At 63.5% G+C, this 24,487-nt stretch carries 19 protein-coding genes; 13 read left to right on the plus strand and 6 right to left on the minus strand.

Going from position 1 to position 24,487, the window contains the following annotated elements; all coding sequences use genetic code 11:
• Positions 1-303: 303 nt before the first annotated feature.
• The gene (locus NET03_RS10765) at positions 304-519 is read left to right on the plus strand and encodes a hypothetical protein (RefSeq protein ID WP_252128926.1); all 216 of its coding nucleotides are present in this window, start codon (positions 304-306) and stop codon (positions 517-519) included.
• Positions 520-777: 258 nt separating this feature from the next.
• Positions 778-1,554, plus strand: a complete 777-nt coding sequence (locus tag NET03_RS10770) for a hypothetical protein (RefSeq protein ID WP_252128927.1) — start codon at positions 778-780, stop codon at positions 1,552-1,554.
• A 162-nt stretch (positions 1,555-1,716) separates the two neighbouring features.
• Here the strand turns inward: NET03_RS10770 and merA are convergent, their stop codons facing one another.
• A complete protein-coding gene (gene merA, locus NET03_RS10775) occupies positions 1,717-3,369 on the minus strand; it encodes a mercury(II) reductase (protein ID WP_252128928.1) in 1,653 nt (550 codons plus the stop codon).
• An 835-nt stretch (positions 3,370-4,204) separates the two neighbouring features.
• On the opposite strand from merA, the gene NET03_RS10780 reads away from it, so the two are divergent.
• Genes NET03_RS10780 through NET03_RS10790 form a run of 3 tightly spaced genes read left to right on the plus strand, consistent with a single transcriptional unit; the run spans position 4,205 to position 6,673 of the window.
• Complete coding sequence (locus tag NET03_RS10780; protein ID WP_252128929.1) at positions 4,205-5,188, plus strand: COX15/CtaA family protein; 984 nt, start codon at positions 4,205-4,207, stop codon at positions 5,186-5,188.
• Between the two features lie 19 nt (positions 5,189-5,207).
• A complete protein-coding gene (gene rsgA / locus NET03_RS10785; RefSeq protein WP_252128930.1) occupies positions 5,208-6,197 on the plus strand; it encodes a ribosome small subunit-dependent GTPase A in 990 nt (329 codons plus the stop codon).
• Entirely contained in the window at positions 6,194-6,673 is a 480-nt protein-coding gene (locus NET03_RS10790) for a DinB family protein (protein WP_252128931.1), read from the plus strand. The genes rsgA and NET03_RS10790 overlap by 4 nt, the downstream gene beginning before the upstream one ends.
• A gap of 429 nt (positions 6,674-7,102) precedes the next feature.
• Here NET03_RS10790 and NET03_RS10795 read toward each other — a convergent pair whose 3' ends face one another.
• Complete coding sequence (locus NET03_RS10795) at positions 7,103-7,891, minus strand: FadR/GntR family transcriptional regulator (protein ID WP_252128932.1); 789 nt, start codon at positions 7,889-7,891, stop codon at positions 7,103-7,105.
• Between the two features lie 751 nt (positions 7,892-8,642).
• On the opposite strand from NET03_RS10795, the gene alr reads away from it, so the two are divergent.
• Positions 8,643-9,905: an alanine racemase gene (gene alr, locus NET03_RS10800; protein WP_252128933.1), complete on the plus strand. Its 1,263-nt coding sequence runs from the start codon at positions 8,643-8,645 to the stop codon at positions 9,903-9,905.
• A gap of 93 nt (positions 9,906-9,998) precedes the next feature.
• On the plus strand, positions 9,999-12,293 hold the full coding sequence (locus NET03_RS10805; RefSeq protein ID WP_252128934.1) for a response regulator: 2,295 nt from the start codon (positions 9,999-10,001) through the stop codon (positions 12,291-12,293).
• A 163-nt stretch (positions 12,294-12,456) separates the two neighbouring features.
• Here the strand turns inward: NET03_RS10805 and NET03_RS10810 are convergent, their stop codons facing one another.
• On the minus strand, positions 12,457-13,500 hold the full coding sequence (locus NET03_RS10810; RefSeq protein WP_252128935.1) for a proline racemase family protein: 1,044 nt from the start codon (positions 13,498-13,500) through the stop codon (positions 12,457-12,459).
• Positions 13,501-14,292: 792 nt separating this feature from the next.
• On the opposite strand from NET03_RS10810, the gene NET03_RS10815 reads away from it, so the two are divergent.
• The 3 genes from NET03_RS10815 (at position 14,293) to NET03_RS10825 (ending at position 17,937) form a co-directional block, all read left to right on the plus strand.
• Positions 14,293-14,751, plus strand: a complete 459-nt coding sequence (locus tag NET03_RS10815) for a DUF6917 domain-containing protein (protein WP_252128936.1) — start codon at positions 14,293-14,295, stop codon at positions 14,749-14,751.
• A 329-nt stretch (positions 14,752-15,080) separates the two neighbouring features.
• Entirely contained in the window at positions 15,081-16,997 is a 1,917-nt protein-coding gene (locus NET03_RS10820) for a TolB-like translocation protein (protein ID WP_252128937.1), read from the plus strand.
• Positions 16,957-17,937, plus strand: a complete 981-nt coding sequence (locus tag NET03_RS10825) for a glycosyltransferase family 2 protein (protein WP_252128938.1) — start codon at positions 16,957-16,959, stop codon at positions 17,935-17,937. The genes NET03_RS10820 and NET03_RS10825 overlap by 41 nt, the downstream gene beginning before the upstream one ends.
• A gap of 4 nt (positions 17,938-17,941) precedes the next feature.
• Here NET03_RS10825 and NET03_RS10830 read toward each other — a convergent pair whose 3' ends face one another.
• Entirely contained in the window at positions 17,942-18,286 is a 345-nt protein-coding gene (locus NET03_RS10830) for a hypothetical protein (RefSeq protein ID WP_252128939.1), read from the minus strand.
• Between the two features lie 70 nt (positions 18,287-18,356).
• Between NET03_RS10830 and NET03_RS10835 the strand changes: the two genes are divergently transcribed.
• Positions 18,357-18,833 carry a hypothetical protein gene (locus NET03_RS10835; RefSeq protein WP_252128940.1) on the plus strand — a complete coding sequence of 159 codons (477 nt, stop codon included), beginning with the start codon at positions 18,357-18,359 and terminating at the stop codon, positions 18,831-18,833.
• A gap of 1 nt (position 18,834) precedes the next feature.
• Here the strand turns inward: NET03_RS10835 and NET03_RS10840 are convergent, their stop codons facing one another.
• Positions 18,835-20,667, minus strand: coding sequence for a glycoside hydrolase family 15 protein (locus NET03_RS10840; RefSeq protein ID WP_252128941.1), 1,833 nt, complete (start codon positions 20,665-20,667; stop codon positions 18,835-18,837).
• Between the two features lie 84 nt (positions 20,668-20,751).
• Between NET03_RS10840 and NET03_RS10845 the strand changes: the two genes are divergently transcribed.
• Both NET03_RS10845 and proC read left to right on the plus strand, forming a co-directional pair.
• A complete protein-coding gene (locus tag NET03_RS10845; protein ID WP_252128942.1) occupies positions 20,752-21,552 on the plus strand; it encodes a creatininase family protein in 801 nt (266 codons plus the stop codon).
• The gene (proC, locus tag NET03_RS10850) at positions 21,549-22,454 is read left to right on the plus strand and encodes a pyrroline-5-carboxylate reductase (protein ID WP_252128943.1); all 906 of its coding nucleotides are present in this window, start codon (positions 21,549-21,551) and stop codon (positions 22,452-22,454) included. The genes NET03_RS10845 and proC overlap by 4 nt, the downstream gene beginning before the upstream one ends.
• 3 nt (positions 22,455-22,457) lie before the next feature.
• Here the strand turns inward: proC and NET03_RS10855 are convergent, their stop codons facing one another.
• Positions 22,458-24,182, minus strand: a complete 1,725-nt coding sequence (locus tag NET03_RS10855; protein ID WP_252128944.1) for a PQQ-dependent sugar dehydrogenase family protein — start codon at positions 24,180-24,182, stop codon at positions 22,458-22,460.
• Between the last annotated feature and the right edge of the window lie 305 nt (positions 24,183-24,487).

Consider the following 24,487-nt stretch of genomic DNA (forward strand, 5'->3'; position numbering starts at 1 on the left):
AAATCGCCCAGGCTGGCGCACTTTGGAGCCGGGCCGGATTGCCGCCTCTGATGAGGCTGCTACCGTCGTCTCCCTTGCCTCTCGCGTGATGAGTATGACATGGTCGATGCGTATCGCGGATACGAGTTTGACGTACCGTGCCGGATCGCTTCGTGCACGCTGGCGTGCCGACCAAGTTGTTACGCAGGCGATTGGGGCGTTCCAGGAACCATCACAGAATGGAGTTTGCTGTGAAATATTGGAAGGCAGAGCCAAGAATCGTCCAAGAGGTGGAGAACACAGGCCGACGGCGGGAGCACACTCATGCTCCCGTGGATCCAGCACGCAGAATTTCGGAATTGTGGTGTGATCGATGGGTTGTGGTTCGGAGCGCAGCAGAGCGTGCTGTGTTGCGGTGCTGAGCGAGTGGTGAAGTGCAAAAGGGGCGTTGCCCTGCGCGAGGAACGTTCGCGTGCCTATCCAGTCGCTGTCTCGCGGACAACTCGCGTCAGCGGTCGATGGCGCGTCCTCGTCGCTTGAAGTAAGTGGATGTCTCGCTCGGGTGGCAATCCCTGGAACGGCCAGATGCAGGCAGCAGAGCAGGACCACAAACACGAACAGGCTGTGGGCTGTGGACACCTCGAGGTTCCAAAGACGATCTTGGTCCGAAGTGCGCACAGCGGAAAGGCAACCGTCGTGCGCGTGACTCGTTACTGGAAGAACGCATGGAACTATCACTTGCGCAGCCACTGGAAAGGTGCTAGTATAGTCGCGTGAGGATGTACGGGAGGAGTGGAGATGGCCATTCTCTTGCCCTATCGTACCGATCCGCGCTTGTTGTTCCAAGTGCTCGAGTACGCCAAGGGACGTGGAGTTGATCGCAGTGTTTTGGAGGCCCGCTTGGGAGGTGGAGAGCCGCTGCGTGAGACGTTGAATGCGCTGGAGCAGTTGGGGTTGATCGAGCGGGATGACGCCGAGGTGCGCTTGACCGAGATTGGACGGCGACTTGCCTACGCCACAGATGCGGCGGAGCGCCGACGGGAGCTCGCGCGGGTCGTCCTGAGCTATCCACCCTACGGGGGCGCGATCGAACGAGCACTCCGCGAGGGACTCAGTGTCATGGATGGGCCGTGGGTCGAGCGGGTCTGGCAGGTAGAGCTGCGCCTCGGACAGCCGCGCAACCGAGTCGAGGAGGCGCGCACGTTCTTCTTCAAGCTTGCTGAGGAGGCTGGGCTGGGCGTCTTCCGCCGTGGTGTGCGGGGCCAGCCGTCGCGGCTGGTCCTTGCACCGGCTCTCGAAGAGCAGGTTCGAGTACTCCGCCCGTTACTGGCGCGAGCGGAACCGTTGCGGGATGTTTCAGAAGAGGCAGGCGAGGAACAGACCGAACACGCGGAGGTCCAGTCGGAGATGTCACGACGCCTCGCCGGGGAGGGGACAAGTGAAGCGGCCGGTCGCGTGCCGGTCACGGTGACTATGACAGTGACCGTCGATCTCACGATGTGGGAACTCGAAAAGATTGAGGCGTTCTTGCGCCTTCTGGGGCTGGTGCCCGAGGGCGTGCGGCTGTCACGGTAAACGAGGGATAGCAAGAAGTTGTCTGCGCACGGTGCCGCTCCGAGAGCGGCATCGTGCGGGATGCTGCCGGTACATCTGATCGCCTGGTTGCCGTACTGCTTCCTTGACCGGTCCCTTTCTTCTCTTCGTTGCGGCGATCGCTCATCCTCGCGTACCAGCTGATCAGGCGCAACACGAGAGGTGCGCAATATCCTGACTGGCGGCAAGAGCCGCGAGGCGCAGACCCTCGGCACAGGTCAAGTAAGGGGCGAGGTGCTCGCGTAGGTCATTGAGGGTCAAGCGGTGAGCAATGGCCAGCGCTGCAGCATCGATGAGCTCGCCAGCCGCACTGGCGACGGCTTGGACGCTGAGCAGGTGCCCACTTTCGCTGTCAGCCAGGACAAGGACACCGCCGTAGGGCTGAAAGTTGACGCGTTCCCGAGCGATCACCGCCGCGGGAGCGAAGCCAGTGCGGAGATCGTATCCAGCAGCTATGGCCTGGGCTCGTGTGAGTCCGACCGTGGCGAGTTGCGGGTCGGTAAAGAGCACGGCCGGGACAGCAGCGAGATTGAACGGCCGGTTCTCCCCGAGGAGTGCGTTTCGTGTGGCAATTCGGCCGGCTGCCGCGGCAACGGAGACGAACTGAGGGGTGAGCACAACGTCGCCCGCGGCGTAGACGCGCGGATTCGTTGTGCGCAGCGTGGCATCGATGATCGGCGCACCGCGGTTGTCGACAGCGATCTGAGCAGGAGGAAGATTGAGCGCTTCGGTATTCGGGAGGCGTCCACTGGCCACGAGCACGGCGTCGGCATCGAGTGTCTCTTCGCGTTCTCCTCGGGTGATGAGGAGGCGTATGCCCGAGGGTGTGCGGTCGATGCGCTGGACCTGCGTGCCGAGCAGAAACTGGAGGCCTTCGCTGGCGAGGGCCTGCTGGAGCGCTTCGGCGATTTCTGGCTCGACCTCGGGGAGAAGCCGAGGGCGTCGCTGGACAAGCGTTACTGCGGCACCAAGGCGTTGGAACGCTTGGCCAAGTTCAAGCGCGACGAAGCCAGCACCAAGGATGACGAGAGAACGGGGCAGACGCTCGAGATCGAGCGCGCTGGTGCTGGTCAGAAAGGGGACGTCGAGGAGCCCTGGAAGTGGAGGAATGGCTGGACGAGCGCCGGTGGCGAGGAGGGTGGCACGGGGTCGGATGCGTCGTTGGCGAACAACCACTGTTTCGGGATCGAGGAAAGAGGCCGTGCCACGGATGAGCTCCCAGCCGTAGTAATCGACAAGCGCCTCGTACTTCTCGGCGCGGAGTGCGGCGATCAGCGTATGCTGCTGGCGACGCAGTGCGGCCAGATCGACTGCGTCGAGGCTGGTCTCGATGCCACGGTAGGGGTGGGTCGCGGCAAGATGAGCGAGTTCCGCAGCGCGGAGAAAGAACTTGCTTGGAACACAGCCAGCATTCACGCAGGTGCCGCCGAGCGTACTCTGTTCGACCATGATGACCCGGGCGCCCAGTTGTCGAGCCTCGATCGCTGCAGCGAAGCCGGCGCTACCGCCACCGATGATCAGGAGATCTGTATCGAAGGTGTGAGAGGCGTTGACGAGTAGCACGCGTTGCCGGTGGAAGTCGCTGCGGGTTGTCTCCGGAGGGTCGACAGTGGTCGTTGGAACGTCCCTTGCTTGCTGGAACTCCTGAGACGGACGGAGAAGCCGGCTATGAGGTCGCGTACCATCACGTGGCTGATCAGCAGGGGAATTGTGCGTCTGGGAGTGGGGAAGTGATTTGTCGTGACAGGTGGGGCAAAGCGCATCTCGGCCGTCGTGGAGCGCTGGCTCATCAGTCATCGCGGCCTTCCTTTTGCAGTGTCTGCCTCCTGCACGAGATGACGGTGTTGCTCCGTTTGGGCAGCGCAACGTGGTGCTGTACCCAACCTCCAAGCTTGAGCGGGGTCACTGCGCCGACGAAGCAGCAGAGCCCAGGGATCAGGCCACTGTTCAAAGGGCGTTGCAGCACAGCTCGCCGGAGTTCGAAGAGAGTCGCCAGGGGTCGTACGATCACCTGCCGTCTCCGATGAGGAGCGGGACGAGCAGGTTGCGGGTAATGCCACCGGGTGGACCGAAGAGAGCCACAAGCTTGATGGGCGTGCTTCGCGTTGAGGTAACCAGGGAACGTGGTAAGGGTATTTCCACCCGGAGTGGGGAAGAGCTGATCCGGCTGCTGCACCGTGGTCCCGCAATACGATGTGCATTCGCCGAGGCCAGGGTGCGCGACCGCGGTGTTAGTGCTGCTTTCTAGCAGCGAAATGGCTCTCGTGCGACGAGTGACTCTTTGGGGTGAAGAGTCACCAGTGGGGATATCCCGGTCGTGTTGCATTTGCCGTCCTCTCTCGTGTGGTCATGGGTTCAGAATGACTGCGGTCATGGTCAGGTGAACGCTTCGTCCAAGCGGGATGTCTGGCCTACGCAGTGGAGTTTAATATATACGATTTTCCGTATGCAATGAGTCACGAGGGGTGTCCAGTGGACCATGCGGTGGCGCTCAGTCCTCCGGGCGAAGGCGAAGTCTTTGTGCCCAAGAAAGGGAGCCAGGATGGTCCTGAGAGCGATGCACCGCGAAAAGCGGTCGGTTATCCTTCCCGAGAAGGCGGGAGACGCGAGAGGAACGTTAGGGAGTACTCCGATGAAGACGCCACGACGAGACCGATGGATTGGGCGACTGGCCTGGGCGAATGCCATTGCGATGGGTCTGGTGGTTCTCCTCGGTGCGACAGTGACCGCGACCGGGTCAGGGTTTGGGTGCGGGGAGTCGTGGCCGCTTTGCCACGGTCGTTTCCTCCCGCCGCTAACGATGGAGGGGATCATCGAGTATAGCCACCGGGTAACGACACTAGCGAGCGGGCTTCTCTTGGTCGTTTTGCTCGTGCTTGTGGCGATCGAGCGGCGGCAAGTATTTGCCCGGTGGGAGGCGCGGATCGTGGCCGGATTGTTGGTTGGGACGCTCCTTCTGCAGTCGGCGCTTGGTGCGGCAGCGGTTCTCGCGCCGCGGCACCCGTTAGTGATGGCGGTGCACTTCGGAGTGTCGCTGACAGTGTTCGCGAGTGCGCTAGTGCTGGCGTTGGTGCTGACGCGGGGTGAGGCCTTGCGCCGTCGGCGGGCCTCCGGGGCACCTCAGACAGTGACGCGGGGGGCCTGGGCGTTGCTCGTTGGCACGTACGCAGTGGTGTATCTCGGTGCCTACGTCCGGCACTCGAACGCGAGCCTGGCCTGTCTGGATTGGCCGCTTTGCCAAGGGCAGTTGATACCGGAGCTCAGTGGAGCCACCGGGATCGTCTTCCTGCATCGGCTGAGTGCGCTCATCCTTACGCTCGGTCTCCTCGTGCTCGTGGTGCGGCTTAGCAGTGACTCGGAACTCCGGCGTCGACGTGGGGATCTCGTGTCCAGTGGCATGCTCGCACTTGGACTCCTCCTGGTGCAGTCGGCAACCGGGGCGTGGGTGGTGTTCAGTCGCATGAGCCTGATGAGTATTCTGGGCCATGCCGCTGTGGTGACGATGCTCTTTGGTGTCCTGGCAATTCTCGCGGTGCAGTCGTTGCCGGTGCGAGGCGATGGACGGCAGGTCGCGCCGGTGGTACTGAGCGAACAGCTCCAGACGTCGCGCTCGTGAGAATCTCGAGGGGGAACTGGTGGCGGAAGAGGTGGAGCACACGAAGGAGTCGTGGCCAGAGAATGTCGTCGTTCGAGTACGTGGGCCGTTTTACGACGTCTGGACAGCGCAGGGTGTCATCCGCTGTGTCGTGCGCGGAGCACTCAAGCGGGAGCGGCGGCGGGAAGACTTAGTTGTCGTCGGTGACCGCGTGGAGGTGCGGATTGTCGGGCCAGGAGAAGGGGTGATCGAGGCGGTTGCGCCGCGACGGCGAGCGCTGATGCGGCGAGCGCGCGACCGCGAGGTGGCACAGGTGATTGTGGCCAATCTCGATCAGTTCGTGGCGGTCTTCGCGGCGGCGCAGCCAGAACTCAGCTTTGGAATGTTGGATCGCTTCCTTGTGGTTGCTGAATCGCAAGAACTCCCGACGGTGATCTGTTTGAATAAAGTTGACCTGGATCCGGAGGGACGCGCACGGGCGGCACTCGCACCGTACCGAGCGATCGGCTATCCGGTGGTCGAGACGAGTGTCGTGACGAGGATCGGGCTGGAAGAGCTCTGGCGGATGCTCGAGGGGAAGCTCTCCGCGCTCGCTGGGCCGTCGGGAGTGGGGAAGACGAGCCTCGTGAAAGCGTTCCGACCGGAGCTGGAGCTCCGGATCGGTGCGGTGAGTGAGGCGACTGGTCGTGGCAGGCACACGACGACGGCGAGCGAGCTGATCCAACTCGACGAGCGGACATTTCTCGTCGATACTCCGGGGATCGGGGTGTTGCATCTGTGGGCAGTGCTGCCGGAGGAACTGGGACAGTATTACCGGGAATTTCGGCGGTATCTCGGCTCATGTGCCTACCGTGATTGTCGGCATCTTGACGAGCCTGGATGTGCCGTTCGAGCTGCGGTCGAAGCCGGCGAGATCGATGCTGGACGGTACGAGCGCTATCGGGCGATCTACCAAGATCTTGAGGAAGAGGCGGAGCGGCAGGGCCGGTGGGAAGTGGAGCGGTTGCGCCGCGAAAGGAGGACGCGGTGAGCGGCGAGTTGGTGACGGCGGTGCGGGAAGCGGTGGCAGCGACCTTGCGTGAGCAGCACCAGGTGTTGCGAGAACTCGTCCGTGGACTCAGCCCGGCGGTCCTCAACTGGTCACCGGGACCGGAGATGAATTCCCTCGCCGTGTTGGTCGGGCATCTCCTGGATGCAGAGCGTTATCTTGTGGCTGCGGCAGTGCATGAAGCGGTCGAGCGTGACCGTGAGCGGTGGTTTCGCTACGAGGCGCCGAGTGACACAGCTTTGCTTGAGTTGATTGACCACACTGAAGGGGAGAGTCTCGCACGCCTCGAGCGGTTGACGGCGGACACGTTGCTGCGTGAGTGGACGCCGCCGAACGATCGGCTGGGGCGGCGGTTCACCGGCATGCGCTGGCTTCTCCATGCCATCGGGCACAACCGCGAACATCTTGGGCATGCGTCGTTGACGCGGCAGCTTGCCGAGCAGCGTGGCATCGGCTAAGAGGATCTGTAGGGGACCCCATGCCGCTGTGGTTCCTGCGCCTGTTGGGTGTGGTACTCGCGCTGGGTATCGTCGCCGGCGTGTTCCTACTCGCCTTTGCCAAGGCAGGGTTGCTCTGAAGCAAGAGACGATGCCCTCACGAAATCGCGGTGAACGGGTGGAAGGGTTGTTGACTCCAAGGGGCGTCGTCTCGTAGGAGCTTCTCGGCAGGCTGCGAAGGGCGACGATCAGGGACTTCAGTGCTCCGCGTTCTCCATGATTAGAAGACGAGCGATCGCCCCGATGTGCCAATGACGGACCTGGCCCCGAGTGGCGTCGACAGGGCAGTCATCCCAGAACGGTACGCTGAGGCCTCTTGGGAACGGTGCGGAAGGGCGGGGTGCCAGTGTCCCAGCACCCCGCGCAGCAAGACCGATCTGTGGAGTTGTGTCAGTTCGCAAAGTGATGTCCATCCCCAGAGACAGTCGCAACAGCTTCGCGGGTCGGTAGTTCGAGATCACCGCGGATACTGTTCTCGAAGTATTCGACGTGTCGCTGCATCGCCTCGCGGGCTGCGAGTGGATCGCCGGCGGCGATTGCCGTGTAGATCTCCTCGTGCCCACGGAGTGAGCGCGTGAGCCGCTCCGGTGTTCGGGTGGTCAGAAGCCAGCCACTAAAGAGAACATCGCTGAGCGGCCGACGTGCTTCGCGGAGCAGGCGATTCCCGGTGGCCTCCATGATCACCTCATGGAAGGTCACATCGAGGCTGACATAGGTCGCGGCGTCGGCATCGGCAACTGCGGCACGCATGCGTCCGAGGAGATCGTTGAGCCGAGCCAGGTGTTCCGGTGTGCGGCGCACCGCCGCGAGTTCGGCCGCGGCAAGCTCGAGAATTTTCCGGAGCTCCAAAATTTCTTCCAACCAGCTTGGATCGCGGTTGGAGCGCAGCCGCTCGAACAGCACCATCGGATCGAGATGGTTCCACTGTTCGGGCGGTTGGACCCACATGCCGCTTCCATGCCGGACAGCGACCAGCCCCTTCTCAACCAAGATGCGGATTGCTTCGCGGATCACGATGCGACTCACTCCGAACTGACGAGCAAGTTCCGGCTCAGAGGGGAGTGCAGTACCAGATGGGATGGCACCGCTGACGATTTGCTTGAGAAGTTCCTCGACGACGCGCTGGTGGAGTCGCTCGTGGGTGATGGGCTTCCCGGTTACCCGTGCTGTTCTCGTCATAATGCTCTCTCCTATACCTCCGTGTACGACGAGGTCAACGTTTCTTGCCTAAAGTGTACAGCTCACGGTGTGACGAATGCGTGAGAGCGACTCGTCACTGTGAACAGTTTGCCAATATCGTGTTGTGCGTGGTGCCGGGAAACTCCTGATCAGTGCAGTGCAGCGTGACGAGCTGTCCTAACACTATGTTGCGGGAAAATGACGCTGGAGAGAAGGGCAGGAAGGAGTTCTTCGGATCTCCTGGAACGCCTTCGGGAACAGGCGTACCCCTGTGCAGCAGTGTCTTCTGTCTGTGGTTGCTCGACGCAGTCGGCGGCGCGGGATGCCGAGGGGAGGGGTCGTTCGTCTCACCTCACATGTTGTCTCCCAGGGGGCACTTCGCAGCGGTTCCCGTTGGGGAAGAGCGGTGCACCATGCCTTGCAGGTCATGGTTTGGCTTCTTCTCGTCTGGCTGGAGAGGCATGGAAGCTGCCGTGCGAAGGCAAGACGTGCTGCATCGTTTCCCCAGGGAGACACCATCCTTAACCCTGTGTTTGGAGACAGCCGCAATCGGCACGGGAAGCGTCTGCCTGTAGGGTAAGGGCAAGCAGGAACAAGGGTCGAGAGATGGGAGGCGAAAGGCCCTGATGTGCTGCGAGGTACGTCGAGTGAGCCCTGCAAGGGGTCGACGATCGTTTGGATCCGCCACTGACGTGGACGCCCTGCGTCTTTGGGTTGGATATACTCGTGCCAGGACACTCCGGGGGAAGGGATGGGGACGACACACGACCCCAGCTCTGGGGTTTCGTACCACTGCGCAACCTGCTGGAATATTCGCCTCCACGCCGCGCAGGCTGCGCTCCATGCGGTCATCGACCTCGACCAGCTTATGGCCAACGCTCGTGCGCTCCTGCGGACGCTTCCGCCTGATGCGGAACTCCTTGCTGTTCTCAAGGCGAATGCCTACGGTCATGGACTCGTTCCCGTGGCGCAGGCAGCGCTGGCCGGTGGTGCGCGCTGGCTCGGCGTTGCCCGCATCGAGGAGGGACTCATCCTCCGCCGCGGTGGTATCACCGCACCGATTGTCGTCCTCGGCCCACCAAACCACGCGCGTCTCCGCGAGGCGCTCGCTGCCGATATTGCTCTCGCCGTGGGCTCGGCTGCTGATGTGGCTGCGGTACGAGCTGCCGCGGCACAGCTGAATCGGCGGGCCCGGCTTCACCTCGAGGTTGATACCGGCATGCACCGCTTTGGCTGCGAGCCGCAGGAAGCCGTTGCACTTGCGCGTGCTCTTGCCACGGATCCGCTTCTTGAGTTTGAGGCTGTCTATACTCACTTTGCCACTGCCGATGCACCGGATTGTCGCGCGCTCCATCTCCAGCAGACACGCTTCCGTGCGGTCCGCGAGCGACTGCGTGACGAAGGACTTCACCCACCGGTTGTTCACCAGGCCAACAGTGCTGCGGCACTTCGCGGCGCGATCGGCGATCCCGATCTTCCCGGCCGGCGGGTTGTCCGCGCTGGTATCGCTTACTACGGCCTTCCGCCGGCGCCGGGACTCGCTTTGCCAGCCGGTATCCGCCCGGCGCTGGAGCTTCGCGCTCGACTGGTGCGCTGCTTCACCGTTGCGCCTGGCGAGGGGATCTCCTACGGTCACACCTTCATCGCTGACCGCCCGTTCCGCTGTGGACTTGTCCCGATCGGCTACGCTGATGGGCTTCCGCGCGCACTGTCCAACCGCGGTTGGTTTGCCGTGAGTGGCGTTCCGTGCCGTATCCTTGGGCGTGTCTGCATGGACCAGACGATCATCTCCCTGGAGGAGCTCCCTGCGGCAAAGCCCGGCGACCCGGTCGTTCTCCTCGGTCGTGGGGATGATGGCGCGATGACTGCGTGGGATGCTGCGGAACTCAGTGGCACAATCGCCTACGAGATCCTCACCAGTCTGGCCGCGCGCATCCCACGTCTCTACCAGCGTGGTGGCCAGATCGTTGCTCTCGCTGATGTCTCCGGACTCGCCTGGCGTCCCGACACGTAGTAGCATTGGCTTGGCCGAACATGGGAAGATTGTCCTGCAACACGATGCTGCCGATGAGATAGATCCACTCGGCAGCTGGCAGGACGGCAGACAATGTCCGATCGACCAATTCGCATTCTCCTCGTTGACGACCACGAGCTCTTCCGACAAGGCCTGCGTCAGCTCCTGGCGACGACCGACGATCTTCTTGTCGTCGGTGAGGCGGCCTCAGGTCGCGAGGCCGTGGAGCTTGTCACCCGACTTGCACCGGATGTTGTGCTCATGGACATCGCGATGCCGGATCTCGATGGCATCGCCACGACCGAAATCCTGCGCCAGCGTTACCCGGGGATCCGCATTGTCATGCTTACCATGTATGACGCTGCAACGCATGGAGCGGCAGCGCGCGCTGCTGGTGCGAGTGCCTATGTGGTCAAGAGTAGCCGCCCCGAGGAACTGTTCCACGCTATCCGGGCTGCTGCGAACGGTGCCAGTCCTCCGCCAAACGGAAACCCCCATCCGCGTCCGACCGTCGGTAGGAAGTTCTCTGACGACGACCGGCTCGCCCACCTGGAACGTCGGTTGCGCTGGCTCGAGTCGCAACTGGCCGAACTCGCTGCGCGTCAGGCTGCGACCCCACCAGCGGAGCCGAACGGAGCAGCTCGAGCTGCTCGAAGTGTTCCGGCCGCACCAGTCACGGAAGAAGAGGCGCCGCCTGTTCCTCCGTCCCCACCACCCACATCCGCTGCTCCTGTTGCGGCTCCAGTCGGAGGAGCCCGTCCGACGAGGATTCCACGCTCCACTCCAGCTCCTGCACCCATGCGGCGCCTACTGATCTTCGGTGCAGGGACACTCGCAGCTCAGGCGGTAGCGTTGGTCGCACTTCTTGCACCGTTGTCTCTCCCTCTTCCCACAACCTGGGTTGCACTGAGTAGTGGACTCGCAGCCAGCGTTCTCCTCCTCACGCTGGCAGCAACTGAGCGCGAACGACCAGGCCTTGCCCATCTCGTCTTACTGCTTCTGCTGGCGAGTGCTGTTTTCTGGAGCATCCTCACGACCTGGCAGGCGAACGTCTTCCTCCGCACCACCGCTTTTGCTGGCCTTGTCCTCCTCGGAATATCGGCCCTCGGGTTGTCCTGGTGGCGAGGCTTCCTCCTCGCCGCTGCGCTTGCTCTTGCCATGGTCGCTCTGACACCGTTCCTGTTGAAGATGCTTCCAGCCTCCCTGGTGCTTCCCTGGATCAGTGGATCGGTTGGGATCGCAACGGTGCTTGCCTGGGTGCAGCTGCGCACCCGCGATGTCCCGGTCGCGTGGGAGTGGCTGCCGCTCGCCCCGCTGTTTGCCGGACTTCCCTTGCTCCTGGGCTGGGCAGAGCGTGCGCACGGTATGGAAACATCGCTGCTCGCCGTACCTTGGCTGGTACTTGTCCCACTCCTCTGGCAAGCAACTCGTGCCGGTCGCCGATCCGTCACTGTTGTGCTGCTCGTTGCCGTCGGACTTCTCCTCGGCACCGGGGGCTGGCTCCTACGTAGCGCGGTCCCTGCAACGCAAGCGGCCGCGCTCACGGGCGTCGCGGGTGGTCTTGCGCTCCTTGCGCTCCTGCTGTGGAAGGCGGCACAGCGGGAACCGCTTGTCCCCGCACCCTGGGAGACAACCGCAGGCCTGGCCGTGCTCACCCTGGCTGTCGGTACAGCTCGCCATCCGGAGCCAGTTGTCGCACCGGTTGCCTGGTGCGCGCTTGCCGTGCTTGTGGCCGTCTCAGAGCGGAGGCGGATGTTCCGACAATGGGCAGCCTTCGCACTCTTCCTCGCTGGAGGGCTTGCTGCTCTCTCGGTTGTGCTCCGTTCAGACGACACGATACGGGTTGCCTCGGTTGTTGCGGCTGTGGGGTTCACGACGGCGAGTGTCCCTTTTGTGGTGACCAGACCACGGCTCCAACTCACCTGGCTTGCTGCCGGCGCACTCATGCTCGGCCTCGCTGCGACCTGGCAATTCGAAGGAGTGGGCGAGATCGGTGCACTGAGCGGACTCGCCCTTGCGGCGCTTTTGCTTGCTCGCGTTTCCCCAATGGTCGCGAGTTGGCGCTGGCTTCCGGCCGCGGGACTCGGCGTCGCTGCTCTTCTGGCGGCACTCACTGGCCCACTCTCGCCAGCCCGTCTTGGACTTTCGCTCCAGCCAGCGGTTCCTGCGACAAGCGAGCCGATCGTTGCGGCGACCATCCTCGTTGCGGCAGCACTCGCTGCTGGCCGGGTGCTCGGCCGGCGCTGGCGCTGGGCTGCGATTGCTACCGCTTTACTCGTCGTCGCCTATGCCCTCCCAGCGGTGCTTCCGGATGCCGCGCTTGTTGTGAGTTGGCTTGCACTCGCCGTTGCGCTTGCTCATGCGCTCGGTGGTAGTCCGTGGCGGTGACTCGCCCACGGAATTCTTGCCGGTTGGGGCGACGATTGCTCCAGTCTACGACGGCGTCTCCGCAGCGGCCTGCAATTTCCTGAGCAATACCTTTCCGGCTCTGTCCGTTGCGTAGTGCCGACGGGAGCGTCTCCCGAGCCTATTAAGGAGAAGGGACAGTATCCTAGAGCGCGAAGCCGGTAGGGAAGGGGTCATCATCCCGCAGGATGAGTGTGGCGATCCCCATGCAGTACGACATGGTACTGATCTCGCTGTGGATTGCATCCCCTTCGCGGCGCAGCGGACGCGCTGTGAAGCGGAGGCCGACTGGGCTTTCGTGGTAATAGCTCGCACCGAGCGGGAGACGGTTGCTGGCGACGAGCGCCGCGACGCGGGCTGCGGTGCCGGTGCCAGACGGAGTGCGACCCATGGTACGCGGCGCGTAGAAGTTGGCGACGCGTGCGCCAGCCGGTTGCCTGCTTGATCCGGCTGGGAGTGGCGAGCCGTTGGCATCGAGTTCCTGGACGAGGGTGACAAGATCGACAGGGCGACCGGAGGTGACACCGGGGACATCGGTGCGAAGCTGAGCACGAGCTGCCTGCCACAGGAGGGTGCCAACCTCAAGGACGCGCTCGCGCGCATTCGGTGAGAGCTCAGGCCCTAACTCGAGACCGAGCGCAGGAGCGTCGACAAAGGCGTAGAGGAGCCCACCCCAGGCAAGCGTGACGGGAACAGGGCCGAGTTCGTGTGTTTCCAGCATGGCGTCACCAAGGGCATAGGAGGGGCCACTGGCCATGGTGGCGGCGACGACGCGCCCCTGCCGAAGGCGAATGCGTACTGGGACAGTCCCGAGCACAGTGTCGAGCAAGAGTTCCTGCTCGCCGTCATCGACCGTACGCGGTACCAAGCCGCTCTCGACGAGAGCGATAGCGACGCTGAAAGTGGAGTCACCGCAGGCATCGAAGTAGCCGTCGGGATGGACGAAGATGACGCCGGCATGGCTGGTGGGATGTTCCGGCTCGGTGAGGAAGGCTCCGAGAAGATTGCGATGCCCGCGAGGTTCTCGGCAAATCAGCGCACGCAGATGGTCGTAGCGGGCGGAGAGGTCGTTTTGCTTCTCGCGCATGGTGCGACCGTGAAGTGGTGGACATCCGGCAACGACAATGCGGGTGGCCTGGCCGTGATGGTAATCCCAGACATGGAGTACGTGACGTGCATTGCCGAACATGGTGGGTCTCTTCCTTCCCACGTGGATGACCGGCGCATCTCCCCCAGTGTCCCGCGGTCGCAGCGCCTCCCTACCGCTGCAGGAGATGATTGTGGCTGATCTCCACCGACCGGTTGCGGCGCTGTGCCGTGGACTTGGGGCTTTTCGCGTGTCCTCTCGGGCACTGCGGCAAGGCGGAGAGAAGGGGCATGGTCGGTGTTGTCGCGTGCCAGAGAGCAGCGCACACCCCACCCATGATACGACGGGAGAACGTCTCAGGAGGCAGCAGGGAGACCGAAAAGGGGTGTGATTCATTGGGCCTGCTCGTTGGTCGGCCGTGAGATCAATCGATCGCACTCACCTGAGCACTTGGCGATCTCCGGCACGGACGAGGCGGATGTGGCCGTGAGGAGTAGGATTCGCGCGTTTGGTCCAAGCGAAAGCGGTGCTGCAGGGGGGATCACTGCTGCAGAACAAGACAAGCGGTGATACCGCTCGTGTCGAGGGTGGATGTGGCAGAACGGGTAGCGTAAGAAGCGCGCTTGACGTTGCACCCCTGACGCGGGGGGCTCGACCTGGTGAGGGGAGGGCGGGAACGAGGCACCTTGTCGGTGCCGTTGGCGGAAAGTGTTTTTCGCTGGCTCGGCGCTGGTGGGGACAGAGCAGATCGGCAGCCTCGAAGACTGCGGAAGTGGTGCTGGTATGCTGCCTGCATCGGATGTCTGCCGAGAGGCGCGGGCACCGGGCTCGAAGAGGCGCGGTAGGAGAGACACCGGCTGCAGAGTGATAGGAGAGTGTGAGGAGGGTAAAGCGATGAGTCGAGAGCCGTACGCACGCGGACTGGTACCGGAGCGGCCATTCGTGGCGGTTGAGGAAATAGAGGGAGAATTCGTTGCGGTGCTGGGGGTGAGCTTTCCCAACCGGGATCTGGCGTTGGAGCCGTATGGCTCGCGGGCTTTTCCGGACGGATCGATTGCCGAGGTGTGCGTGACGGACGAATCGGCAGCGGCACCAGGGAAGCGGGTGGCACGGGCTGCATACCTTGGATTCGTGCGGTTTGCGCGGGGTGGGGTGATTGCGGTTGGGATGGAGTGCCAGATGGAGGGGGAGATGGTCGGTGAGGTGGTGGGGTTCGACGGGGCACACGCACCGAACCACTGGAACATTGTGGTGCGGGGATCGCGCTTCGCCAATGGCGCGGAGCGGGGAATCCACCTCAACGAGCGGATCCGGTTTGTTTACCGGTTGCATGCGGAATCTTCGTTAGGGTAGGGGTGGAGCGGTTGTTGGAGGTGTGGCCGCTGATTCGCCAGAGCTGTCTCATCTTCGTCAAGTTTCGTACGACCAGGGTGAACAAGGCTGACCTCCTTGCTGCCCTGGTGATTTTTCTTCTATGCAAGCCTTCCAAGGAACGAGGCGTGCCTTGTGTAGATAGAGTGACTACGGAGCTTTTCCTCTGTCTAGCAGGGTGACTTGGGGATGCTGCGACAGATAAGGGACGGTAAAACAGCCGAACCACGACCGGTGTGCTCGGAAGGCAATGCGAGCGGCTAGGATACGATGCGAGCGGCGGGTGCGCTGCTCCTGGGAAGGGGAAGAGCATGCGGGGTGCGCGGAGCGCGCTGCTGATGTTTCTCGTCCTCACTGTGATGGTACCGTTCGGTGTCTCCGCACAAGAGGCGACACCGGCGTGGTGGTCGCTCGCCGGGATCGACCGCGACCGGGCGCTGGTGCTGGTCAACGGGGATGGGAGAGTGCGCACCGCGCTCGTACAGGGAATGCCCGTGACCGAAGTGGTGTGGTCACCAGAAGGCGGTCGACTCGCCTTCACGGGACTCCAGAACGGAGTGCCAGTGGTGGGGATTGCGACAACCGGTGCGTCACCACGCGCGTGGGTGATTGCTCCCGGGAGGGATCCCGCGTGGTCGACGGATGGGCGATGGCTCGCCTGGCTCGATGGGGACGAGGTGGTGATTGCGACCCGCGAGGGTGAGCGGGTGCAGCGGGTTGCAGTGGGAGCGAACAGGCTCGTTTGGTCGTTGGATGGTCGCTGGTTGGCCTTCACCAAGCTGACGGGTGAGCCGGACTATTCGTCCTGCCCGGTGGTCGAGGTAGGATGGATTGCACGTGCGACCGGAGCGGTGACGATGCTTGGCCGGGGCATCGGGGACGTGGCGTGGATCGCCCGGCGAGGAGACGCTGAGCAGCCGCAGCTGGTGTATACGGGCGCGAGCGACGCGCGGCTCCGGTGGGCCGATCCGACGAGTGGAACGAGTGGTGTGCTCTGGGACGGTTATGCTGAGACGTGCCGCGGGCCGCTGCTCACCTCAGCGGACGGGCAGTGGCTCGCCTTTCTGGACGCCGCTGGTGGCGGAGACGACGTTGTTCTGCTGAATCTGGTGACAGGAGGAACGCGGCGGTTGGACGACCTTCCGGTCGGATACCCGAGCATCCAGCTACCGCGGGTGTATCTCTGGCTGGACCCGCTGGCGCGCTTTCTCTACGCGAGCAGGAGTTTCCCGACGGTCGTGACGCGCGTGGATCTGGTCACAGGGGTGCGAACGGTCGCGGCGGCGGATCCGGGGGTTCTGGTTGCAGTGGGTCCAGAGGGGGAGCGTCTTGCCTTTGTCCGGAACTCGCCAGGAAAGTTGCCCGTGCTGGTCATCATCGAGCCAGCGACCGGGCACGTGGAAACCGTGGAGGGGCTCGGCTGGGTAGCGTGGGAGCCGGCGGCCTACCAACCGGTCGTGTTCAGTGCATGGCAACGGACGTGGGAGCGGGAAGACCGGCCGGTAGCGGGAGGGCTGGCGGCACGGAGTTGGACGTGGGGACCGCAGCCACTGCGGGTGACCATCGAGGAGTACCGCGATGCACCGGGTGGGCGCCGGGCAGTGCTGTACTGGGACAAAGCGCGGATGGAGGTGACAGCGCTCTCTGGGAGCCGCGAGACGCGCTGGTATGTGACGAATGGGCTTTTAGCAAAGGAACTGATTACTGGGCAGGTGCAGATTGGGGACGCGGTGTTTGAGGAGCGGGAACCGGCAATGATTGCGGTGGCTGGTGACCTGGACGATCCGTCCGGCCCCACGTACGCGACATTCCACGACTTCCTAACAGCGCCACCACTGCCGGTGGGAGTTGAGATCCGCTGGAGGATGCATCGGGATGGAAGAGTGACGGAAGACGGCCCGGGTGGGGTATTTGCGGCAGTGCTGATCCCAGAGACGAACCACACGGTGGCTGATGTGTTCTGGGCATTCCTTCAGAGTGAGGGGCTGGTCTGGGGGGATGACCAAGTGACGGAGGGGCGACTCTTCGAGCCGACCTTCTTTGCGACAGGCTTTCCGATCACCGAGCCATACTGGGCAACAGTGAAAGTGGGAGGTGTGTTCCAGGACGTGCTCGTACAATGCTTCGAGCGGCGTTGTCTGACCTACACGCCGAGCAATGCGCCTGGTTGGCAGGTGGAGATGGGGAATGTGGGACTGCACTACCTCGCCTGGCGTGATCACTGGTGAACGGGTCTTTCAGCCAGCCAGTGTGACGGCGGACGCACCACGCGGTGTCTGGGTCGTGGTGGTCAACTACAACACCGCGGGGCTGCTGGAGCGGTGTCTTGAGGCACTGCGAGCGAGCAGCCTTGATCGCCCCTGTACGGTCATCGTGGTGGACAATGGGTCGCGTGACGGGTCAGTGGAGCTCGTGCGGGAGCGGTTTCCCGAGGTGCTGTTGCTCCAAGTAGGGCGCAACATCGGTTTTGCTCGGGCGAACAATCTGGCGTTGCGACGTGTGCTGGCACTGGTCCCGGAGCACGATCGTGGCGGACACGCAGTGCTGTTGTTGAATTCGGATTGCTTTGTCGAGCCGCATACCGTTCAGCGGTTAGTCGCGGTATTGGACTCGGAGCCCGGCGTCGCGGTTGCCGGACCAAAACTCGTCTTACAGGATGGTCGATTGGACTTGGCATGTCGGAGAAGTTTCCCGTCTCCAGGATCGGCCTTTTGGAAGCTGACCGGGCTTGCGAGCTTGTTTCCGCGGAGTCGCTGGCTTGGGCGGTACAACTTAACGTTTCTTGACCCAGATACACCGGCAGACGTCGATGCAGTCAGTGGGGCCTGCATGCTGGTGCGGCTCTCGGCGATTGCCGAGGCTGGGCTTTTGGACGAGGCGTATTTTATGTATGGCGAGGATCTGGACTGGGCCTACCGCATCAAGGCGCGGGGATGGCGGGTACGGTACGAGCCAGCGGCCAAGGCGCTGCACCTGAAAGGAGGATCGTGGGGACGGAGAGATCCGCGTGTCCTCTGGGAGTTCTACCGGGCGATGGCGCTCTTCTACCGGCGGCACTACGCGCCGCGGCAGCCCTGGCCGGTACGAGCACTGGTCTATGCCGGGATCGGTGTACGGTTCCTCGTGGCGCTAGCGGCGCTCGCTGTCCGACGCATGGTGCGGCGGTAGAGCGTTAGTCGAGCGCTTGGTCGACTTCATCACGGGTGCGCTCGATTGCCCAGGCAAGTTCCTCGCGCTCGCGGACAGCGTCGGCGTCGATTGCCAAGGAGTCCTCGACAAGGGTCACCAGGTAGGCATCGAGGGCGATGGCGGCTAACTGGGACTGCGGAGAGCGGGCGGCAAGGGCGTCGGCGCAGTCCTGGTCGCAGACGACAAAGACCGGTGCACTGCCGATGGCGCGAGGGGAGTCAATACTCCACAAGATAAGGCCGGTTTCGGCGGACACGCTGTTACCGCAGTGGTCGCAGCGGACCGCGGGCACAAATCCTCCAGGCTGGAGCTCCATGACGAAGGGCATAGCGGCACTCCTCCGCGCAGCCTTCGTGCGCGAAAGGTGAGGATAGCACGCAGGAGCAGTGGAGGTGGCGATGCAGGAGTTCGCACGGATTCTCCTTGCAGGGTTGGTCGGCACCATCGTGTTGACAGTGGTGTTGCGGGGCAGCCAACTTGCCGGGCTGACGCGGATGGACTTACCACTCATCCTGGGACTATGGCTCACTGGTGACCGCGAACGGGCCAAACTCCTTGGCGTGCTCCTGCATCTTCTTATTGGTTGGCCACTCGCGTTCATCTATGCGGGCCTGTTCTGGCTGTTGGGCGGAGCTCGGTGGTGGTTGGGCGCAGTCTTGGGGCTCTGGCATGCGCTCTTTGTTCTCCTGGTGGTCTTGCCTGGCCTACCGGGGGTGCACCCTCGCATGGCGAGTGAGCGGACGGGGCCGGATCCGACGCGACACTTGCAGCCTCCCGGCCTCGCGGGGCTGAACTACGGGCGGCGAACAGCAGCGGCGACGCTTCTTGGGCACGTCTTCTACGGCGCGGTGCTTGGATTTCTGCTCAGTCGGTGAATCAGCTCGCGGCGAGGCGGGGCGCTGACGAGCATTGGGCAGCTTCCTCGAGGGCGAGTGCAGCGCTGACGAGGCCAATATGGCTGAAGGCCTGGGGGAAGTTCCCAAGGTGCTCGCCGGTTTCAGGGTCAATCTCCTCAGCATAGAGGCCGACATCGTTGGCGCGGGCCAGCAACTGTTCGAAGCGTCGGTGTGCCTCGTCAAGGCGACCAATGCGGGCCAAGGCCTCAACGAGCCAGAAGGAACAGATGACGAACGCTCCTTCTGGACTGGTAAGGCCATCCGGGCGACGGTAGCGGTAGAGGAGGTCGCCATGTGCCAGTTCGCGAACAATCGTCTCAACTGTGCCGATGACCCACGGGTGGTCAGGGGTGAGAAAGGCGTCCTGGAGTGCCACCCAGAGTAGTGCGGCATCAGGCCCGCCGCCCGGCACGGCGACAAAAGCGTTGCGGGCTGGGTCGACGCCGTACGTGATCAGCCAGTGCTCGAGTTCGGCCGCGGCGCGGCGGTAGCGGTCGAGCGGGAATCGGAGGCGGTCGAGGGCGGCGAGACGCTCGAGATGGCGGAGCCCGACGAGCGCCATGATCTTTGAGTGAACGTGATGGGTGCGGCCAGAGCGGACTTCCCAGATGCCGTCATCCGGTTCGTGCCAGCGACGAAGGATGACTCCAGCGAGGCCGCGGAGGAACCGGTAGTCGTCGCGGTCGAGTTGGCGGCCAAAGAGGCGATAGCGAGCGAAGGCATCAATTACTTCGCCATAGACGTCGAGCTGGAATTGCCGAGACGCAGCGTTCCCTCGGCGGACGGGACGACTGCTGCGATAGCCGTCGAGGTCAACAAGGTCGTATTCCGGGATGTGCGGATCGCCGTAGAGGGTATAGACGACGCGGAGCTCTGGTTGCGTGAGACGCGTGGCGTAGAGGATCCAGTCGAGAAACGCGTCGGCTTCCTCGTGGTAGCCCAAGCTGAGTAAGGAACGGATGGTGAAGGCGGCATCGCGGAGCCAGCAATAGCGGTAGTCCCAGTTCCGTGGACCGCCTGGCCACTCGGGAAGTGAGGTGGTCGGAGCCGCAACGATCGCGCCAGAAGGAGCAAAGGTGAGGAGTTTGAGGACAAGGGCACTTCGTTCGACTGCAGCACGGTAGGGGCCGGTGTAGGCACAGCGGGTTGCCCAGCTAACCCAGTAGTCGACAGTCAGTCGTTCAAAGGTATCGAAGAGGACAGGGACCGGGAGCTCAACTGGTGCCTCATCGGCATACGCGAGGGCGAAGTCAGCGGACTGACCAGATTCGAGGACAAAAGTATTGCGGAGAACACTCCCGTATTGTTCCAGGGGGACACTCGCGTACAGCACAGCTGCACTGTGTCCCCAGCCGTACTGGTACCAGTGCTCGGCGAAGCACCGGAGCTCGGGCGTCCAACGGCCGAAGCCGGGACGGAGGCGGATGGTCACGTTGACCGAGACGCGTCCCGCAGTGCAGCGGAGCCGGCGGAGCAGAAGGGTTTGCGAGACGGGGTAGTGACGTTTCTGTTGCTCGGTGAGCGCAGGGAAGAAGTCGATCAGGCGAAGCTGGCCAGTTGCAGTGGTGAACTCTGTCACGAGCACATTGGTGTGGGGGCGGTAGGCGCGATGGATGGCCTGGATGTCCTGTGGCGTAATAACCCAGGAGCCACCGAGGTTCGCATCGAGGAGCCGGGAGAAAACCGGATCGGAATCAAAGCGGGGGAGGCAGAGCCAGTCGATAGAGCCCTGGCGGGAGACGAGGGCGGCGGTGCGTCCGTCGCCGATGAGCGCGTAGTCAGCGATGGGAACATAAGAGGGAGACGAGAACATAGCGCCTGATCCCCCGTGTGCTACGATGCGATGCGGTTGGTTGTGCGCCGCCCGAACGGGCGGCAGAGGAAGGATACGGGATCGATGGAAGCGCAGGAACGGTATGTACTGTGGGAGATGACCTGGCCGGAGCTTGAGGCGGCGATGGCTGAGATCCGGCTGGTCGTGATTCCGGTCGGAGCGACGGAGCAACACGGGCCGCACGCAACCTTCGCCACAGACGCGGTACGAGCGTACGAGTTCAGTCTGCGGTTGGCGGAGCGGCTGTATCCGGAAGTCCTGGTGGTACCGGTGATGCCGTTTGGGGTTTCGCCTCACCACATGACTTTCCCTGGGACGATCACGCTGTCAGGTGAGACATTCATGCAGGTGCTCTACGAAGTAGTAGAGAGCCTGGCCGAGCACGGCTTCGAGCGGTTCTTGTTCGTCAATGGTCATGGTGGGAATCGTCCGGCGCTGGAGCTCCTCGTGCAGCGGCTACGGCGAGAGTTGGACGTGCTGGCGGCATGGGTCTCAATCACCGAGCTAGCGAACGACGTCGTACAACGTGGGAAAGTCTCAGAGGTGATCGGACACGCCTGCGAGAGTGAGACAAGCCAGCTCTTGTACTTGGCGCCGTGGGCAGTACGGGAGGAGGCGCTGGCGGCGGGTGAGCTGCTCGAGCAGGCCTATCCGCATGCCTCGTGGTGGGGGCCGGTGCACGTGGCGTCCTCGTTCGACGAGATTACGGCAAACGGGGCGCTCGGGGATGCGCGCGCGGCATCGGTCGAGTTCGGCGAAGCGATCGTCGAGACGGCGCTCAACCGGCTGGTGGAGTTTGTTGAGGCGTTCATCGAGGAGAGTCCCTACGAGGAACTTGAGCTCGAGGAGGAAGAAGAGGAGTGAGGGCGAGTGGAGGGCGAGCAGAGGTGCCAGGTCGGCCGGCTGGGCTGCAGCAGTCGCCTCTGCGCGGGAAGCGAATTGCCTTTATCGGCTGTGGGGTGATGGCGGAGGCAATGGCAGCGGCGCTGTTGCGTGCTGGGCTGGTGAGTGTGCACCAGCTGACGGGCGGTGAACCGAACGCACGACGACGGCAGGAGCTCTTAGCTCGGCTGGGGATGGAAACGACGACGGACAACGTGGTGGCGGCCGCAGGGGCGGATCTGGTTGTGCTCTCGGTGAAGCCGCAGACGCTGGATGCGGCGATGCGCGATCTCGCTGGACGACTGGCGCCGGAGCAAGTGGTGCTCTCAATTGTGGCGGGGGCGACACTCCAGCGACTGCAGGAGGGGTTGCAGCACGAGCGGATCGTGCGCTCCATGCCGAACACGCCGGCACAGATCGGCTATGGGGCAACCGTGTGGTGTCCCGCACCGGTGGTGACAGCAGAGGACGAGCGGCTTGTGCGGGCGGTCTTGGAGGCGATGGGGCTGGCGATCCGAGTCGAGAACGAGGACTTTGTCGATATGGCGACGGCGTTGAGCGGGACGGGGCCAGCCTACGTCTTTTTGATCATGGAGGCACTGATCGACGCGGGTGTTCACTTGGGATTCTCGCGGAGCGTGGCGGAGCAGCTCGTGCAGCAGACAATCTTGGGCTCGGTCCTGTTTGCGCGGGAGACCGGGAAGCACCCGGCGGAGCTCCGGAACATGGTGACGACACCGGGTGGGACATCGGCGGCCGCGCTCTATGAGATGGAGCGGGGCGGACTGCGGACGGTCATTGCGCGGGCAGTCTGGGCGGCCTACCGGCGGGCGAAAGAGCTGGGCGCAGGCAAACCGAACGGTGGGCCGAGTGACCTGGCGTGAGGGTCACTGTGGTGCGCGCAGACTCGGGATGAGCTTGACGACGCGGCCGGTGCCCGCATCGGCGACGTAAAGTGTTCCGTCGAGACCGGCGGTCATCGAGACAGGGTGCACGAGGCCACTCAGAAAGGGGAACAGGTCGGCACCTTCTCCATCGGCACGAGGGACGGCACGCAGGAGGGCGCCGACCGTGTCGCGAGTGCCCCAGAAAAAGAGCGTCCCGGGAATTGGGTCAGCCCAGAGTTGGGCGGTATAGGCCAAGCCACCGAGGGGATCGAAACCGATTGGAAGTTCGAGGAACGGACGTCGGCGAGCGGTACCGGTGGTCAGGTCGAGACGTTCCACCCGAGTGTGGTTGTCGCCAGAGTCGACGACAGCGAAGAGGAGCTCGCCCCAGGTGAAGAGACGAACGAGTCCGGGGGGAGCAGGAACGAGGGGGAAAGCTTGGTCGTCCTGGAGGACCAACACGACTGCGGATGTTGGTGCCTCTCTGGTGGTCGCTGCCAGGTAGATGCGACCACGGTGATCCGCGACAGGAGCTCCAGCGGCCCCGGGGAGTGGGTGGATGTCGAGCGGGAGGAGTTGTGTTCGGTCGGCAATTCCATCGCCATCGTCGTCGCGGAGACGGGTGAGGCCGCGGTCGTCGGCGACATAGACCCACGGGCCAGTGGTGGCGAGTCCTCGTGGGTTGATGAAGCCGGAGGCGAAGGTTGTCAGGCGTGCAGCGCGTCCCTCAGCATCCTCGGCGGTGACAAGGAGAAGGGAGCCACCGGCAGTGAGGATGAGGAGGTTGCCGTCTGGAGCGAGCGTGAGGTCAACGGGATCACGCACGCCCTCGAGGAAGAGTCCGGCGCGGAAGTCCTGGGGAACAGTGAGAGGCAACTCGGCGCCCGGAAGCGGAGACGGCCAAGGCTTGGAGGGATCGACACCATAGCGCCAGCGGTAGTAATGGCGACCGGTATTGGCGATGGTGAAGCGCTGGTCGGTGGGGAGAGAGGGGGTATAGACAAGAATGCGGCGCTCGAAGACTTGGATCAAGGACGGGAGCGCTGTTGTGCCGCGCCGGTAATAGGCCCACACCGGTTCACTGATGGGATATCCGAACGTTTCGACCCAGGCGTCTGGTCCAAGTGGGGAACGATCGAAAAGCGCAACGGTCACGTCCGGTAGGTTGTGGCCGGTCGCTGAGACGAAACGGCCAGGGCGCACTGGGGCCGGTGCAGCGTCAGTGTGGAGTGTGCCATCGGCGGTGAGCCACTCCTGAAGTGGCCGGTTGGTCGTCGTGCGGTCGCTTGCCGGCGTTGCGACAAGGCGCGCGAGCGCGGCATAGGTGGGAACGCGGGGGTCGGGTGAGCCGCCGTCGATGGGGAGATCTGGTGGAGGTCGGCGAGCGACGAGGTCACTGCCGAGCGCGATCTGGCCGGTGGTGAGTTCCCAGGCGAGGCGACCTTGCGTGACCAGGGTGCGGGAGGATCCAGCCTGGGCAGTGAGTTCCATACGACCGCGGTCGAAGTACTGGACGAGGCGGCGGCCGGCGGGAGCCTCGGTGTAGGGCTCGATCCGCCAGGCAAGCGGTGTTTGTCCCCAAAGGTCAAGCTGCCCGTTCTGCTGCTTGAGCCACAGTTGCTCAAAGGCAGGACTGGCGAAGGGTGGGGTGCTGGCCTCCCGAACCGGCAGGGCTGCAACGAGCGCCGTGACTGCTGCAAGGACGACAAGGGCTTGCTTCCACACCGGCGAGCCTCCCGTGATCACTCCTCCAGAGTACCAACGAGCAGGCGGTGCACGCAGGTGCGGATTTGTGTCGAGGAGGGTGACGGTGAGGTGGTTGCTCACGACTTCCTGTGGCCGGGTAGACGACGAGAGCAAGTGGTGCTGAGCGGGGGTCAGTGACGATGGCCAGTGTTCCACTGGAGTGGATACACGGTCACGTATGGCGTGGTCTGGGTGGAGTCCTGTGTATCAGATGGAGACGAGGCAAGAAGACGTGCAACCGCAGGAAGCATGAGGTCGGTGGTGGACTGGCGTGGTGATGGCCA

This window comes from Thermomicrobium sp. CFH 73360 (genome assembly GCF_023806465.1).
Lineage (GTDB): Bacteria > Chloroflexota > Chloroflexia > Thermomicrobiales > Thermomicrobiaceae > Thermomicrobium.

What these genes read in the sequence shown, in the direction of transcription:
- NET03_RS10765 (WP_252128926.1), top strand. Translation starts at nt 304, where the DNA reads ATGCTCCCGTGGATCCAGCACGCAGAATTTCGGAATTGTGGTGTGATC.
- NET03_RS10770 (WP_252128927.1), top strand. Translation starts at nt 778, where the DNA reads ATGGCCATTCTCTTGCCCTATCGTACCGATCCGCGCTTGTTGTTCCAA.
- merA (WP_252128928.1), bottom strand. Translation starts at nt 3,369, where the DNA reads ATGACTGATGAGCCAGCGCTCCACGACGGCCGAGATGCGCTTTGCCCC.
- NET03_RS10780 (WP_252128929.1), top strand. Translation starts at nt 4,205, where the DNA reads ATGAAGACGCCACGACGAGACCGATGGATTGGGCGACTGGCCTGGGCG.
- NET03_RS10795 (WP_252128932.1), bottom strand. Translation starts at nt 7,891, where the DNA reads ATGACGAGAACAGCACGGGTAACCGGGAAGCCCATCACCCACGAGCGA.
- alr (WP_252128933.1), top strand. Translation starts at nt 8,643, where the DNA reads ATGGGGACGACACACGACCCCAGCTCTGGGGTTTCGTACCACTGCGCA.
- NET03_RS10805 (WP_252128934.1), top strand. Translation starts at nt 9,999, where the DNA reads ATGTCCGATCGACCAATTCGCATTCTCCTCGTTGACGACCACGAGCTC.
- NET03_RS10810 (WP_252128935.1), bottom strand. Translation starts at nt 13,500, where the DNA reads ATGTTCGGCAATGCACGTCACGTACTCCATGTCTGGGATTACCATCAC.
- NET03_RS10815 (WP_252128936.1), top strand. Translation starts at nt 14,293, where the DNA reads ATGAGTCGAGAGCCGTACGCACGCGGACTGGTACCGGAGCGGCCATTC.
- NET03_RS10820 (WP_252128937.1), top strand. Translation starts at nt 15,081, where the DNA reads ATGCGGGGTGCGCGGAGCGCGCTGCTGATGTTTCTCGTCCTCACTGTG.
- NET03_RS10825 (WP_252128938.1), top strand. Translation starts at nt 16,957, where the DNA reads ATGTGGGACTGCACTACCTCGCCTGGCGTGATCACTGGTGAACGGGTC.
- NET03_RS10830 (WP_252128939.1), bottom strand. Translation starts at nt 18,286, where the DNA reads ATGCCCTTCGTCATGGAGCTCCAGCCTGGAGGATTTGTGCCCGCGGTC.
- NET03_RS10835 (WP_252128940.1), top strand. Translation starts at nt 18,357, where the DNA reads ATGCAGGAGTTCGCACGGATTCTCCTTGCAGGGTTGGTCGGCACCATC.
- NET03_RS10840 (WP_252128941.1), bottom strand. Translation starts at nt 20,667, where the DNA reads ATGTTCTCGTCTCCCTCTTATGTTCCCATCGCTGACTACGCGCTCATC.
- NET03_RS10845 (WP_252128942.1), top strand. Translation starts at nt 20,752, where the DNA reads ATGGAAGCGCAGGAACGGTATGTACTGTGGGAGATGACCTGGCCGGAG.